Annotated in this window: 6 protein-coding genes; 1 reads left to right on the forward strand and 5 read right to left on the reverse strand. The window is 54.6% G+C overall.

All coding sequences use genetic code 11. The features are described 5' to 3' along the window. Nucleotides 1-128: 128 nt before the first annotated feature. Nucleotides 129-7,682, reverse strand: coding sequence for a carbohydrate binding domain-containing protein (locus tag PBOR_RS27715; RefSeq protein WP_042217099.1), 7,554 nt, complete (start codon nucleotides 7,680-7,682; stop codon nucleotides 129-131). Nucleotides 7,683-7,747: 65 nt separating this feature from the next. After that, nucleotides 7,748-9,304 carry an extracellular solute-binding protein gene (locus PBOR_RS27720; RefSeq protein ID WP_042217100.1) on the reverse strand — a complete coding sequence of 519 codons (1,557 nt, stop codon included), beginning with the start codon at nucleotides 9,302-9,304 and terminating at the stop codon, nucleotides 7,748-7,750. Between the two features lie 424 nt (nucleotides 9,305-9,728). Between PBOR_RS27720 and PBOR_RS27725 the strand changes: the two genes are divergently transcribed. After that, nucleotides 9,729-10,847 (forward strand): acyltransferase family protein, encoded by a 1,119-nt coding sequence (locus PBOR_RS27725; RefSeq protein ID WP_042217101.1) that lies wholly within the window; start codon nucleotides 9,729-9,731, stop codon nucleotides 10,845-10,847. 94 nt (nucleotides 10,848-10,941) lie between these two features. On the opposite strand, the gene PBOR_RS27730 is transcribed toward PBOR_RS27725, so the two are convergent. The 3 genes from PBOR_RS27730 to PBOR_RS27740 all read right to left on the reverse strand — a co-directional run bounded on the left by PBOR_RS27730 (nucleotide 10,942) and on the right by PBOR_RS27740 (nucleotide 14,391). Next, nucleotides 10,942-11,124: a hypothetical protein gene (locus PBOR_RS27730; protein WP_042217102.1), complete on the reverse strand. Its 183-nt coding sequence runs from the start codon at nucleotides 11,122-11,124 to the stop codon at nucleotides 10,942-10,944. A 118-nt stretch (nucleotides 11,125-11,242) separates the two neighbouring features. Continuing rightward, complete coding sequence (locus PBOR_RS27735) at nucleotides 11,243-12,343, reverse strand: hypothetical protein (protein ID WP_042217103.1); 1,101 nt, start codon at nucleotides 12,341-12,343, stop codon at nucleotides 11,243-11,245. Between the two features lie 647 nt (nucleotides 12,344-12,990). Then, nucleotides 12,991-14,391 (reverse strand): helix-turn-helix domain-containing protein, encoded by a 1,401-nt coding sequence (locus PBOR_RS27740; protein WP_081972211.1) that lies wholly within the window; start codon nucleotides 14,389-14,391, stop codon nucleotides 12,991-12,993. Nucleotides 14,392-14,394: the final 3 nt, after the last annotated feature.

Here is a 14,394-nt window from a genome sequence, read left to right on the forward strand (position 1 = left end):
GGGAAACCCGGCCAGCAGCTCTGGCCGGGTCCCTGTTACTCCCCCACATTCTATCAATTTGCGCTTCATTTCCCCATGGAATATCCTTTAATTTCCCGGCTTATTGTATAGACTTTTGCCGTGAAATATTATTTTGTAACCTGGACAACGATCATCTGGCTGGTTGACACCCCCGAGCTGTTGATCAGCTCGCAGCGGTATTCATAGCTGCCCGGCGCTTTGCCGCGGACCCTGGTCACGGCAGACTGGGCATTTGGCGTCCGCTGGGCAAGCGTCTGAGTATCTATAAGCACGCCATTCTCATACAGCTTGTACACGGAGCCGTTCGTTCCCCACCACATATTCATACTGATCTCAAAGCTGCCGTCCTGATCCCAGTTGTTGTGGCTCAGGACCGGGGTGCCGGGCTGTGCCTGGGTTACAGCCACGGTCAGAGGAGCGCTTCTTGTGGTTCCCGCCCGGCTCGTCAGCTCCGCGTAATAGCGGTAAGTCCCGTTCTTCCTGCCGCTGATGGACGTGACCGCTGTCTGGGCATCCGGAGAATGGGCGGACAACGTCTGCGTATCAATGAGAACATCGTTCTCGTAGAGCTTATAGGTATCTCCGTTGTTGCCCCACCACATATTCATTGTCACCTGATAATCGCCATCGGCCAATCCTGTATCGTAGCCGTTGTTGTCAGCAAGCACCGGCGTGCCGGGCACTCCGGCCGGAGCAGCAGTGCCGCCGTCCGCGAGAATGATCTTGCCCCATTTCTCCCGGTTCGCGGAGTTGCTCTCTACCCCGTTCCAGTAGAACTGGCGTTCACGGCCGCCTGCGCCGCCTTCATCGAAGCCCATATCGAAACGGATGGCCGTACCGTCTGAAGGACCGGTAACTCCCAGATCCGCAAAAGCAATCCGCGCCTCAAGGGTATAGCCCTTGCCGTCCTCATCCGGCTTGGCCGCCATGTCGATGACCGGCTGCTCCTCCTCCTTATACCCGGCCCAGTAATAGGCCGTCTGCGCGTTGCCGCTTGCGTCCATGGCCGCTGCCAGCAGAATCTGGCTGTCGCTGAACTGCATTGAGCCGCCTTCATCCACATACTTCGGCCCGAAGAACAGCTCGATGGCATCTCCGGCCCACAGGTAGGCCTTGGCCGCCGGCACGGTGAGCCCCTTGATTACATTCGGGCTCTGCATCGGTGTGGGATCATCAATATGGGAGCGGAAATAGAAGTAATTATCATCCCAAGTCAGGCTCATCTGGCCGCCGACACCTGTCTTCATCACACCCAGTACCAGATCGACATCGGTAATCGAAGCAGTCGCGGCACCTGTCCATTCCGTGTCCAAATTACCGATTACCGGAGCAATTGCTGCCTTCGCTACAGACAATACCTTGTCCGAGGTCCGCTCGGTCTGTCCCGGCTTGAACACATGGTCATACGGCGTCGTGTCGCCGAGCAGGATGTCATAGATCTTGGCGTTGGTTCCGGACACCGACTCAAGGAAGTCCTGATACGGCCGTCCCGCGACATTGATCAGCCCGATGGCACCGGCTTCGCCGTTCAGCCCCTGGAACCATCTGCCCGTAGGCGCCTGGTCCAGATAGGTGAACCAATTGGCGCCGACAATAATGCCTGAAGCTGCCGCCTGCTCCACGTAGTTGCTGTACATCAGCCCTTTGTCCTGCTCATTCTCGGCCATCCGGGCCGCGAACGTCAGTCCGGTGGTCGGATCGCCGTAATGGAATTCCGTCATGATAAACGGCGTTTCTCCGGCCAGCTCATACAGATGCTTCAGCATGTCCAGGTTCAAATCATAGGTGTAATAATTGTAGGTCAGCACATCCATATATTTGCCCGCGTACTGGGCCAGGGCTTCCCGGAGCTTGCTGTCATTCATCACACCGGCCAGCCAGCGGTCACCCATAGCCAGATGATTCGGGTCATACTTCTTGGTGTAAAAGGCAATTTGCTTGTAGAGCTCATCCAGATACAGCGCTGTAAAATGGTCCATATCCTGCGTAGCCAGCTCAGTCTTGGCGGCAAAAGAAGTGTTCTTCAGCGCCTCGAAGCTGGCGGCGTTCATCGCCCAGGCCGTATTGAAGCTCTCAATCGTCCCGTACTCCTCCGCGAGCATCTCCACCAGCCTGACCTTGCTGCCGGTTGAGGCATTCGCCGCCGGAACGGCGGACTTCAGCTTGTTGTAAGGAAGCTCGTTGGCGAACATATAGCCGATCAGCTGCTGATTGCCGGTGTTCGCCGCGAGCGCACTGAATCTCGTATCCAGCTGGTTCAGCATATCGGGGTGGAAGATATCGAATAATCCGCTGTCCCCGATCTTCAGGTTCGGCATGGGCAGCCAGTCCACATACGGCATACCGCTGGCCTTGGACCAGGCGCCGAGTCCGGTGAAGCCCAGCGACTTCACGAAATCCACGCTGTCCGCGGAATACTGGGCCTGACTAAAGGGCTGTCCGGTCCGGCGGATCTGATTCGCCACATAGAAGGAGAAGTTCCCGCTGCCGTCATAGGCAGTCTGGAACTGTCCGGTCTTCGCCGGCAGCCATTCATAGACGTTCTCGCGCCCGTTCACGACCGTGAAGGTCTCATCGACATATCCCGTGCCGTTCACAGCCAGGTTGAAATACAGATTGCCGAGCGGGTCGACCATGACAGACTTCCCGTTCAGCTGTTCAATATGGAAGTATCCGGTCTGTCCAAAATGATAGGTTGCCTGGCTTCCGGCCAGTCCGCCGTAAGCATCCCGGTCTGCCGGAGCGGTAAGTCCGTCCGTATAGGCCTGATCGGCAAGCGCAGCCCCGGCGAATTCCGCGTCGTTATGAATCTTGCCCGGGAACTCGGCCGTGCGGATCTGCCCGTAGGCATCGACCACAATCTCTTCCGTGTTCACGTAAGCGAACAGACGGGTGATGCTCTTGCGCTTGCCCGCAGCCTCCGTCCAGGCGGTCAGAGTGGCGGAGTGGTCCAGGGTGATTGACCCGGTATAGAGCAGCTTCGCTTCACTTCCAGTGAGCGTATAGTAAATGTTGCCGCCGCTCTCGCTTGTGGCAAGAGTTACGGCTTGCCCTGGAGTAATCTCCCCGGCTCCCGGCGCTGCCGTCACCGGAGCCGCAACAGCATTGATTGCAACCTCCGACAGCTGCACAGTCCCGGCGCCGCTGCTGTCCGGAATGGCGATCTTAAGCAGGGTCATGCCTGCCGGAACGCCATAGCTCTGGTAGACGGTGAGCGGAAGATTCGTCTTCCCGGCATTGGCATACGTGTCGGCAGTCAGGGCCAGAGGCTCAAAACCGCTTCCGTCAGACACGGAAGCGGCTATCCCCTTTGGCGTATTGGCTTCATCTTCATAGAGGGAGATGGAAACCGAGGTGATGCCGGACGGCAGCTCGTACAGAAGATAGCCGCCGCCCGCCCCGCCCTGGACAGCCCGCGCGGAATCTCCGCCATACCAGGCTGTATTGGCGTTGTCGATCTTGATATTGGCGGATTCCTTCACTTTGTCCAGGCTGTCCAGCCCGTCGATCAGCCCATCCGCCAGCTGCAGTTCATTGGTATTCAGGACGGTGAATGCTGCATTCTCCTGCCAGTATCCCGTCCCCAGCTCGAAATCGGGATTAGCCAGCAGATTATTGTTGCCTGCGGCGTTCAGGAGCAGATCATCGAGGTACAGCACCCCGCCGCTGCTTCCGCTCCCCAGCTTCAGGGTATAGTCGCCGCTTGCCGCCGGCTGCACGGTGAAGCTGTGTTCTTCCCAGACACCCGCAGAAGCCACGGCGAAGCTCTCATCGGCCAGCAGCTGCTGGTTATCCTTATTCTGAAGCTGTACCGAGACACCGCCGCTGCCCTTCGCCCAGAACTTGAAGGTATAAGCATCGCCGCCCTTCAGGTGCAGCGCCGGGGAGAAGGCTGTCTCCACTCCCGCCGCTGCCCCGCCGCTGCTGACCTTCAGCGCCCAGCTGCCGCTATGGGCATCTGCGCTGCCTGCATTCCGCGAGTAATCCGTCATCGTGAAATTTGCAGGATTCCACCAATGGGTTCCGCCGTCCTCGAAATTCTCATCAATTACGGCAGCCCCGTCCTCCGTTCCCGCCAGCTTCACATCGTCAATATAGATCCGGCCTGCATTGCCGCTGGTGTCCCTGTCTCCCAGCTTGATGTTGTACGGGCCGGTGGCGGAAGGCGTGTACGTGGCCGAGACATACTGCCAGTCAGCCGTGGCCTGGAAGGGCTTCACAAGCACCTCCGCCCAGCTTGAAGTATTCTGTATCACCAGCGCCATCTTGCCCGAGCCTTTGATCCAGGCGCCGAAGGTATAGCTCTTGCCTGCAGTAAGCACAGGCTGCGTACTATAACTGGAACCGTTGGTATCTCCGGTGCCTTTGACATTGGCCGTGAGCGCCCATACCCCGCTGCGGGTGAAGGAGGTCCGCGAAGGAACGCTCACCGCCTGGGAACCGTCTTCGATATCGGCGGGATCGCCGGGGACATAAGTCCCCGTGGCTCCCAGCAGCAGAATATAGTCGACCTTGAAATTATCGAAGTTGTCCAGCTCATCGCTTGGATTGATCTGCAGCTTGACGGTAGCTCCCTCTGGAATCTGTACGTCAGGAATGACGACAGAGCCGTAGCTGTGTGACCAGGAGCGCCCGTGCTGCGGGAACAGGATACCCGCTTTGACCAGAACGCCGTTGACGTAGAGAGAAGCTTTCTGGTCCGACTGCCAGCCCTGATAGACAATGGCAAGCCCGTTATCCGCCCGGTTCGCATTGGTGAAGGTAAGCGCGTTGACCGATTTGTACATCACGGCGAATTCTCCGCCGGATGCCCACGGATCACCGTGAAGCTTGTTGACGCTACCGGTCAGGATGCCGTCTTCGCCTTCGATCCGGACATACGGCCCGCTGATGCCGGGGATGTCCGCAGGCTCAATGGCTGGCGCTGTATCCGGCGCACCGGCCGGATTCCACAGCTCGCTGAATTTGGCCGAAGACTGCGGGAAAGCTACCGTGTCATACAGATCATGGTCGCCGTCGCTGGCCGAGACGTTGAAATATACATGCCAGGCCACATTGTTGTTCTCGATCCAATCATGCATCTGCTGGATGAAATAAGGGTTATCCGCCCCGCCCATTCCGTCTGAGCGGGCAGCCAGCCCCCATTCACAGAGCGCAAGCGGAACCCCCTGATCTTCGGCGAAAGCAGCAATCATATTCAGTCCCCAGTTGCCGTCATTCACCTCGGCCGTCCAGGCCAGCTGCTGTCTTCTTAACCGTTCAGCCGGATCGGCATTCTGGTAGGCCGTCCCGTATATCGGGGTCCCGCCGCTCTGCGTCCAGGTCTGGTCATAGTGGTCGATCCCGATGAAGTCTACATAATCCCGGCCCGGGAAGGCCGCTTCCAGGTCTACGCCCCAGATTGCGGTGGCCGGATTCCAGACGAATTTGAACTGCTGCCCCGGAATGCTGCGCAGCGTGTTAACGAACTGGCGGAAGCTTTCCGCGAAATCCTCGGTTTTCTGCAGATGGTCCAGATCATTGGCATTTCCGACCGACCAGACATACCAGCCGCCGTTGAACTCATGCCCGAAGCGGATCGTCGCATTCGCCATGCCGGAGGCAATCAGATTCTCCCCGAGCTTCCGGTAATGCCCGTTATAGGCTCCGCTTGCCGCCTCTGCCAGGCTTCCGCCCGATTTAGGGAACGGATATGCCGCCCACAGCATGCTGCCGGCATAAGGTGTATTCTGCCAGGCAGCCAGGCGGTTGCCGCCTTCAAGATCGGACCATGTATTCTGCTCCAGGAAATCCTCCGCCAGATACGGTGTCCGGCCAACCCAGTCTCCGAAATCGGTTACCCCGTCCGGGTTCCGGTCCCAGGCATACACGCCCAGATTGTTAATGCCCTCGTACTGCTCGGCCGGCGGATTATCCGATTGGTCGGGATACCGGGTAAAGACCGTTCCCTTATCGCCTCCCCAATATTTGAGCTGCTGCTCAAAGCCGCTGTTCAGCAGCAGATTGGCGCCGCCCGTTACTCCGAAGAAGACATCGTCAATATACATCGTACCCGCAGCTTCCGCTTCGGGCAGGGCACTTCCCGCACTGTCCGCGATCGAGAAGACAAGCGAGCCGGAATACGTGCCGGAGTTAAAGCTGGCAGTTACATAAGTCCAGGTGCCTGTAGCCTTCGGCCTGATGAACTGGAGATTCTCACCATTGCTCTTGGCCGTCTTCACCGTTACCGCGCCGCTGCCCTTCATCCACAGGCCGAAGGTGTAATCCGTATTCGCGGTAATTCCGCTGACCGTCTGCGTGACCGTTTTCCAGTCAGACTTCTTGCCTTTGGGCACCGCCTGCATCGAACGGTTGCCGCTGTGTATATTCGCTGCGTCCACCGGTGCACTTGGGAGCGGCGAGCCGGATGGGCTTGGCGTTACGGTTGGTGTTACGGTCGGTGCTACGGTTGGTGTTGGTGCTGGAGTTGCTGTAGCAGCCGGGGTGGGTGTACTGGTCTGCACCGGCGTACTACTCGGAGCCGCTGTGCTGGTCGGACTTGGCGTACTGCTCGGACCCGGCGTACCGTTCTCCGAGGTTCCCTCTGCAACTGCAAACACAACCGGCGAGCTGTTATTCGCGACAATCCAGTCCGTGAGTCCGCCTGCGGCCTCAAAGCTTGAGTTCAGCAGAAGATTGGACGATGCACCTTTGACTCCAAAAAATACATCGTCAATGTACATGGTGCCCATCGCTTCCGCCTGCGTAAAGCCCGAGCCGGAGAAGACGGCGCTGTCATAGATGGATACATACAGATCCTCAGCTGAAGTGGCGGTATAATCCGCTGTCCAGTAGACCCAGCTGCCGGTCGCTTTTTGGCGCACATACTGTAAAGCGCTTCCAGAACTTGAGCCCTTGGACAGCTTCAGCGTGGCGGCCCCGCCGCCCTTCACCCACATGCCCAGCTCATAGACTGTGCCCGGAGTAATGCCGGTGATCTTCTGGGTGGCATAGGCCCAACCGCTTGTTTTGCCCTGTAGATCCGCCTTCAGCGAGTGGGTTCCTGTATATACCGTTGTATTAACCGGCGGCGCTGTGGGCTGAGCGGGCTCCTCCCCCGGAGCGGCTTCCGCTACCGTAAAGACATCCTTCTCGTATTTGTTCCAGCCGCTGAAGCCTTGCTCAAAGCCCGCGTTCTGTAGCAGATTATCCGTGGAGCCGGCCAGCCCCAGAAAAGCATCATCCAGAACCATCGTTCCGGCGGCCTGGCTCTGCGGGAAGGCGGTTCCCGCGCTGTCCACAATGGAGAAGACCATCGTTCCAGACCGGGTCCCGGAATTGAAATCTATGGACTGATAGGTCCAGTCCCCGGTTGCTGCGGGCCGGGTGTAAGCTACCGTCGGGCCGCCCGACGACATCTTCAGCGTGACAATCCCGCTGCCTTTTACCCATACGCCGAAGGTATAGGCGGTATTGGCTGTTATTCCGGAGACCGATTGCTCCGTATACGCCCAATCGGTTGCGCCCGCCTTGAGCACCGCCTGCAGAACATGCGTACCGCTATGCGCCGCAAGCTCTCCCTCCGCCGCCGCAATGGCGGACTGGCCCGGAAACGGAGCGGCCAGCAGAACAACGGTACAGAGCACGGCGATTGTCTGTTTCAGCCTCTTCATTAATTTCATAGGATCACTGCCCTTCTATGCTAGTAGCGGCAGACTCCCGGAATGCAAGCTGCCGCTCCTATGGTTTATTTGTTCAAAGTTGCGTACCAGTCATTGATTTCCTTCGCGCTCGCTTCTTCCCCGGCTGCCTTGTACTTGGCCTGGAAGTCTGCCAGTCCGTCCAGCGTATCCGCTCCGGCAATCAGCTTAATGGTATAGTCTCCGGCCATCGATTCCAGCTGCAGATTGTTCTTCGCGTATTCCGGCATGTATGGCGCCAGCCCCAGAATATTCTGGATCTTGTATTCATCCGGCAGCTGGTTGTTCAGGCTGTCGAATGCTTCGAACTGCACCGGATTCTTCCGTGCCCGCGCCTGCCAGTACAGCGGATAGTTCTCTTCGTCCGTGCCCGACATATAGTTGTTCGACAGGTTGCGTTCGTCGTTGAAGGCCGGCAGAATCGGCAGGTAAGCGCCGTTCTCGAACGTGTACGTCTTGCCTTCTTCCCCGATCGCCAGATTCTTGAACGTTTCCGGCTCCAAGGTTGCATTGATCCACTTCACCGCATCTTCCGGGTGCTTCGAAGCCTTCGGCACGAAGGTCAGACGGTCGAACCCGGCATTGCCGGAGAAGCCCGCTTCGCCCGAGGGTCCCTTCAGTGCCGAGACGAAGGCGAACTTCGCATCCGGGATGTTCTTCGTCAGCGCATCGGAGATGCCGCCGATATCGGCCCAGTGGACGATAATCGCTCCGGCTTTGCCGCTGGTGAATTTCTCTTTGGCGGTGGCGTCCTTGTTCACGACGAATTCCTTGTCCAGCAAGCCCTGCTTGTAGAGGTCTGCGGTATAGGTAATGTAGTCCTTATACGCCGGGTCCAGCAGGCGCGGTACCAGCTGGCCGTCCACATCATTCCACGTATTCGGCATGCCGAACGCGCCGACGATGTTATCCAGCATCGGCAGGTCGCCGCGGATGGTCAGCGGCACGTTCTGGTCGCCGTTGCCGCCCGGGTCCTTCTCCTTGAACGCCTTCAGGACGGCGGTCAGCTCATCGGTAGTGGTCGGCATCTTCAGCCCCAGCTTATCCAGCCAGTCCGTGCGGATCAGGATGCTGTTGTTTACTTTGTAAGTGACGACCACCGGAATCGCGTACACCTTGCCGTCGATCTTCAGCGCGTCCATCGACTCTTGGGAGATCGCCTTTTTGATATTGGGACCGTATTCATCAATCAGCGGCGTCAGATCGACCAGTGCGCCTTTTTGCGCATAATCGGAATAGAGCGCCATGTCATTGTAGGTAGTGACCACATCGTACGGCTCCCCGGAGGACATAATCAGGTTGAGCTTCTCGCCCCATTTGTCCTGCGGCAGCATGTCGTATGACACTTTGTAGCCGGTCTTCTCCTGCAGCATCGCGGCTACCGGATAGGTATTGTAATCCTCGCTTTGCCAGATGCTCAGCCGTTTAAGGTCCGGCTTCGATTCGGCGGCGGCTGTAGCCGGGCTCCCGGACTTATCCGCTGTATTTGCACCTCCTGCCGCTGTCGGGTTATTGCTGCCGTTGTTCGATGAGCATGCTGTCAGGGACGATGCGAGAAGCATGGTCACTGCGGCCAGTGAGATCATTTTGCCGATTGTTCTCATGTGTGAGACCCTCCTGAATGTAATTTGTTTGTCATTGGCTGACCGGCAATCTCCGGCTTGCCAATGCTGGAACCTTATCACAGCCAGCAGATGAATCATCCGGCTGCCTCTTTAATCTAAAGCGAAGAGAACGCTTTCAGTAGCAGGCAATCCTTTAATTTCTGGTGTTATTCTATAAACTTGCCGGATTTTATACAGATATTAGTCCGATATCCAAACTGCTCATACCCAAAAAGCCCGCACAACGGAGCAATCCCTGCTCCTGCCTGCGGACTTCCTGTTCATTTCCTTGCTATCCTTCAATGAAGAATATACAACCAACTAAGGTAGTATATAGAAATAACTATTTTGTACTATTGTCCCTGCTCCTTATATCCGATATCGTAGGGTATAACTCACCTATGGAAGGGGCAGATGTCACCACATGCAAGCATCACATCCTTCATTATCCGCAGGAACCAGTGGGACACCGAAGACCACCCGGTTGAAAGTCATTGATATGGTCCGCGGCATCACCATCCTGCTGGTTGTCGTTGGACATGCCGGCCTGACTCCAGCTGTACTGAACGATATGTTCAGAGATTTCCGTCTCCCGCTGTTCTTCATCGTCTCCGGTTACTTATTCAGCGCCTCCAAGTATTTTGACAACCTTAAGTTATTACTGCGGACCAAGCTCCTGACTCTCGTCCTCCCCTACTTCACCGCCGGCCTGCTGACCTACTGCCTCTGGGCAATCCTGCGGCTGGTCGCCAATGACCATAGTCCGGATGTAGGCTGGGTTCAGCCACTGGCCGCACTTCTCTACGGCAACTATTCCGACGGACTGCTGCTGAACATCCCCATCTGGTTCCTGACCTGCCTGTTCGTCACACAAATCGTCTTCTGCATCACCATGCGCTACATACACACACGCTCCTGGCAGCTCCAGCACGGGGTCATACTTGCGTTAAGCCTGACCGGCTACGGATTGGGACGGGTCTTCTTCCTGCCCTGGAACATCGATGTGGCCCTCGTCGCCCAGCTCTATGTGTTCATCGGCTATAAGCTGAAGCAGCATCAGGTCCTCAGCCGAATCCGCATTTTCAACCTGAATACCTTAATCCTGCTGTTCATCTTCCTGGCTGCCGCCTACTTCAACTCCTACGTCGACATGAACAACCGCGTATACGGCAACCTTCTCCTCTTCTACACCGCCGGTATCGCCGGAAGCCTGCTGGCCATCAAAGGCACCCAGCTGCTATCCAAATCCAAATTATGCGCGGCCCTCCTGACCTACATCGGCCAAGAATCCCTGGTCATCCTGATCTTCCATTACGGCATCTTCATCCTGCTGCTGAATTTCCTCGAACGTTATGTGCTGCACACCTATCTGGGCTGGTTCCCGACCACTGTGATTGCGGTAGCCGGATCGCTCGCCCTAAACCTGGTGATTAAGAAGGTACCGGTGCTTAGCTTGCTGATTAGCGGGAAGAGGGGGAAGGGGAGTAGACTATCTTCCTCTGAGCACGATGGCAGAAACGCTATTACACTAACTGGTGGATAAACGTATTGATTTTCAACGAAAAGAAGACCTTGGGTACTCTACTCTCACCAAGGTCTTCGATTATTATAGTTATATATCTATTCAGAAAGCTCTCTTACATCAGCTTCTTAATCTCATCCAGTGGTAACTCAACAGCTTTGGATACAGCTTCCGGAGTAAATCCATGAAGCAGCAATTTTCGGATAATCTCGGCCTGGACTTCTTCTCTTCCTTCTTCTCTTCCTTCAGCTTTTCCTTCTTCGTATCCCCAACGTTTCCAGTGTGGCATCAGCTCCATTATTACTTCACCTTCCTTTCAAAAAATGTCACAATGCGCATCGCAAAACGACGGAAACCTTTCAGGTCCCCATCGTCGTATGTGTAAGATTTCATTTTAAATGCTTAGCTAAAAGTAATCAAACCCGCTCACCCACAGCCTCAGGAAGAGCTGGCTCCCGCCGCGGCGACACACTTGCCGACATCAGACTGGAGAGCTGCTTATAATTCATGGCGAACAGCATACCCAGCGCCGCCTCCATCAGGATGATGAGGTCCCTGTTCGGGATCACGAGCGGAACCGCAACTACGCTAATGACGATAACCGCCCATGGCAGGAAGTGCTCCAGGTACTGCGCTATATAGCGGTTAAACCACAGAAGAATATGCATGCCCACATAGGTGCAGATCAGCACCAGCCCCCATATGAGCACAATGTACAGACGCCCCAGACCCAGCCGGTCAAACGCGAGGATCAGGAACAGATGGGTAAAAAGAAACAGCAACGAATGCTTGCCGGCATACAGCAGCGGATTAGCAGGAGCGTAGCTTTTGAACCTTCTGAAGAGATAGAACGCCCCGAACAACACAGTTATAGACAACAGCAGATAGGGCATGGACATATTATATTTCACGTAATCCGCCTCACTCACACCTCCGTAACTGACGACCACCAGCATCCCGCCCGCAACCAGAGTCATGATCAGGTTCACCCGGTTACTGGCCCGGTACGCAAAGACTCCCCCCAAGAACGCAAACAGCCAAGGGAAATACGTGAAGCCGACCGTTTCTGTGAACACAACAGATTTAAGTGGAAAGTCCGGCAGCCGGTGCCCGATGAACGAATGTACCGCAAACACGGCCAGCGACAGCAGCAGATATAGATAGAGCGGGGGCTTCAAATACTTCTCCAGCAAATAGACACTGAGGACGCCAAGCGCGATGATCTGAGGAACATCCATAATCCGAAAAGCTTGTACATCCGGTCTCCACATCAGATTGTAGGCGAACCCGATGACCGCGAACAGCACATAGAAGCCGAGAAGTGAACCGAAGCTGCGCCTCTTCACCTGCAAGGTGGTAGTCACCCCTGAGACCGCGAAGAATAGGACTGGAGCCACACCCGCAACAATCTGAAACACCCGTTCATTGCCGTGGAAATACAGCGGAATATGCGCAATAATCATCAAAATACAGCTAATCCCCTTAATCGCATCCAAGGAATAGTCATATGGCTTCATCCCCCTCACCTTCCTCTCCGTTCATATGTAATTCAACTAGAGTATAAAGTGAAATCCAAGATCCGCCATCCCTCCAAAGTGTAGCCCGCCATAACATTTTTGCATAAATGTGTAAATCCTAAGGAGTACTTAGAGCCAAAAAAATAGAGACCCTTTAGGTCTCCGTCGTTTCTATTCCCTGTTTGCTCAAAAGCCGCCGCCGCTGCGATCCCCGCTTCACCCACAGCCGATCCGCATCATCCCGGTAGAACCTGATCTGTATCCATCGCAAAGGTGTCCATATTTCCCTAAAATGATAATTAGGCATGGTCCATCTCTCCCAGACTATAAATAGATTTGCTTCTAAGTATAGACCGGGATGCACTATTTGTTTGTCGTTTTGTGGGTGCAGAGGCTAGAATATTATTAGTAGTTTTGTCGGATGTATTTATTATTCTATTGTTTCAGACCAATTTCAACTTCTGTATAAAAGAACAACGTCCCCGGTATTCCAGGAACGTTGCTTAGTCTGCGGAATTAGATTATTGCTGTCCGGCAAGTATCAACCATCACCTAAACCGTGTCCCATAGTTTGCATCAGAAATTGAGTGCTGCTGTTTGCTACGGGCTCAGTAGTACCCACAGGTATAATAATTACAATAGCCAGACTACAGGAAGCTAGAAGCTTGAACAATTTTCTTTTCATGTGAGTCCTGCACCTCTCTAATTAGAAGTTTGTATTGCGCTTGCTCTTCTTCATCTGCCAGATGCCGATGCTGTTCGAACAGATCAACACATTTGATGATATTAGTCTCGTTATTGATTCTAACAGACGATTCCAAACTTTTAAGTATAAAGATAATCCCCTTTTTGTTCTTATTATGTAGATAATAAGTTGCTAATTCAGCGAGAAATCTGGCGTATTGGTTGGCTATAACTTGTTTGTTATGAACAATGCCATACTCTGCAAGATTTGTCCGGTAAGGGATGTAGGCTGCAAACCTTTCAAGAATTGAATCAACATTCCAATCATAGCGGTTAGCCGATGAGGTAATATTGTACAAAGCTAAGAATATCTCATCTGGTCGCTCAGAGATAAAATCGACATATTCTGAGAGAACTTCATAATGCCCTGCCATCACCCGATAGAGTAGGCGGTTCGCGGTACCCCACTCCTGGAACTGGGCTACAGTCCGCTTCACTTCTTCATTATCTTCCTGTATCCAGCTTCCATCCATATAGAGGGACACCCAATCCAATGCCGATTGATAGTCACCTATTTCCTCACACACACTTGAACGGATAAGCTGTGCGTACAGGATGTAGAAGTATAGGGGTTTCTCAGTTTTTCTCTCGTTGTCTTCTCTACGGTCCGACTGACGCTGGAGATTATAACGAAGAGTCGCTAATTGCAGCATCTCCTTCGCCAGCTCATCCACCTTATGCCACTTATGCATTGAAACATAAACATGAGCGAGATGCTTCAACCCGTCCAATTGATCCGCTTCATCCAGCCGGTCCAGGTAACATTCAAAGAGATGCGCCGCCTGCAAATTCCGCGTCTGGTCGTCACCAATGGCGATTCGGAATAGACGGTATTGGCATACCGCGAGTCTCTCGGAATTCTGATACTTCTCACTGGCACTCACATTCTTATACAACAATTCGGCAGCTTGCCACAGCCCCTCTTGAAACAGTCCTTCAGCCACTTCGAACAGCATGGGGGCATAGGTCAGATTCTCTAGCAGATTCTGAACAACCTGTTCAACGCAATCCAGACGGCCTAGCGCGGCTGACCGCACAAGAAAAGGCCGCAGACGCCGCCAGGTTGGTGACGAATAATAGAAACATTCATCCACGTATAAGCTGTAGAAATAGTCCTCCGGCAGATCCATCGCCTTGGTGATTCGCTCCAGATGGTCCATAGCAATCGGCTGTTGACCACTAAGTATCCGGCTGAGCGTTCCTGAATTAATTCCGGATAGTCCGGAGAATTGATTAATGGACATTCTCTTCTGCGACAGATACGTCGCCAATGCATCGCGAATCATAGTTGTAGCAGGGACCATGCA

Source organism: Paenibacillus borealis (genome assembly GCF_000758665.1).
Classification (GTDB): Bacteria; Bacillota; Bacilli; order Paenibacillales; family Paenibacillaceae; genus Paenibacillus_AQ; species Paenibacillus_AQ borealis.